We start from the raw sequence: 1229 nt of genomic DNA, 5'->3' as shown, positions 1-1229 counted from the left end.
CGCGGCGGCGTCGCGCACCTCGGCGGAGAGTCCCGCGGGCGTGTCGTCCATCCCGCCATGATGTCAACCGGTGCGGACGTGCGGAGGCGCAGTCCTCCCGCCGCCGCGCGCGGCGGGAGGAAGTTGCATCCGGGAAATTGCGAACGGATAATCCCGGACGGGAAAACGCGAAACGTTTCGTTCACCGTATCCGGCGAAGTGGTGTCCATTCTCCGGGTGATACCCGATCGGGTAATTGTCGAGCCGTCAATTCTGCGCGAAATTGATCGACGAAGATCACACGGGATCGTGCACGCGGCCCGCCGTCCGGACGTTCCGGCACGGCGGGCCGCGCTCGGGGAAAGGGGCCGGCACCATGACCACCACGCGGGAGATCGCCGACGTGCCGATCGCCACCGGCAGTCAGACGAAGCGCGGATGACGCTCAGACGCGGGAGACCAGGCCCCGCAGCAACGCGCCCATGCGTTCCGCGGAGGCCCGGCCCGCCTCGATGACCTCCTCGTGATCGAGCGGCTGCCCGGTGATGCCCGCGGCCAGATTGGTGACCAGCGACAGCCCGAAGACCTCCATGCCCTCCGCGCGGGCCGCGATGGCCTCCAGCACCGTGGACATCCCGACGAGGTCGGCGCCGAGGGTCCGCAGCATGCGGATCTCGGCGGGGGTCTCGAAGTGCGGGCCGGGCAGTCCGGCGTAGACGCCCTCGGACAGGCTCGGGTCGAGGGTCCGCGCCTGCTGCCGCAGCCGGTCCGAGTAGAGGTCGACGAGGTCGACGAACTGCGCACCGGTGATCGGGGACGTGGCGGTCATGTTCAGGTGGTCGGAGATCAGCACCGGTTGGCCGACCTCCAGCCCGTCCCGGAGCCCGCCCGCCGCGTTCGTCAGCAGCACGGTGCGCGCACCGGCCGCGGCGGCCGTGCGCACCCCGTGGACGACACGGGCGACGCCCTTGCCCTCGTACAGGTGCGTCCGGCCGAGCAGCACCAGGACGCGGTGGTCGCCGATCCGCAGCGACCGGGCGGTGCTGCCGTGCCCCACCGCACCGGGCGTCTCGAAGCCGGGCAGCTCGCCGAGCGGCACCTCGGTGTCCGGCTCGCCGAGCACGTCGGCGGCCGGACGCCAGCCGGAGCCCAGGACGACGGCGACGTCGTGTGCGTCGACTCCGGTGCGCTCGGCGAGGACGGATGCCGCCGCGGCGGCGAGTTCACGGGGTTGCGTGTGGCTGCTCTCG

Annotated in this window: 1 protein-coding gene and 1 other annotated feature (1 of these 2 running past the window's edge); the gene reads right to left on the bottom strand. The window is 71.8% G+C overall.

What is annotated here, in order from left to right:
- Window positions 1–258 (top strand) — a sequence feature (16S ribosomal RNA rRNA prediction is too short); it begins 427 nt to the left of the window's first position.
- A 166-nt stretch (window positions 259–424) separates the two neighbouring features.
- The coding region (locus ACTIR_RS0120600) for a purine-nucleoside phosphorylase (protein WP_026455681.1) at window positions 425–1229 on the bottom strand (805 nt) is incomplete at its 5' end.

This window comes from Saccharomonospora iraqiensis subsp. iraqiensis (assembly GCF_000430445.1).
GTDB classification, from domain to species: Bacteria; Actinomycetota; Actinomycetes; order Mycobacteriales; family Pseudonocardiaceae; genus Saccharomonospora; species Saccharomonospora iraqiensis.
Note: the sequence above shows the minus strand (reverse complement) of the source record. Positions and strands in the feature narration are given on the sequence as shown.